Source organism: Geomonas edaphica (assembly GCF_004917075.1).
Taxonomy (GTDB): domain Bacteria; phylum Desulfobacterota; class Desulfuromonadia; order Geobacterales; family Geobacteraceae; genus Geomonas; species Geomonas edaphica.
The window spans coordinates 1-261 of the sequence record NZ_SSYB01000016.1 but is presented as its reverse complement, the minus strand read 5'-3'; the positions used below and the strand labels follow the sequence as shown (position 1 = coordinate 261).

The following is a 261-nucleotide window of genomic DNA, read 5'->3' as shown; positions in this document are numbered from 1 at the left end:
TGCGATGGGGGGACGGAGTAGGGTAGACGATCCAGGCGCTGGTTGTCCTGGTTTAAGGTCGTAGGCGGGAAGAGGAGGCAAATCCCTTCTTCCATTCAACGCTGAGAACTGATGACGAGGGGGTATCCCCATAAAGTCGTTGATCCCATGCTTCCAAGAAAAGCCTCTAAGCTTCAGACAGCAGGTGACCGTACCGTAAACCGACTCAGGTGGGTGAGGATAAATGTCCTAAGGTGCTTGAGAGAACACTGGTTAAGGAAC

Annotated in this window: 1 rRNA gene; it reads left to right on the top strand. The window is 52.5% G+C overall.

Features of this window, described 5'->3' with window-relative positions:
- A 23S ribosomal RNA gene (locus E8K79_RS21025) occupies window positions 1-261 on the top strand; the annotation flags it as partial.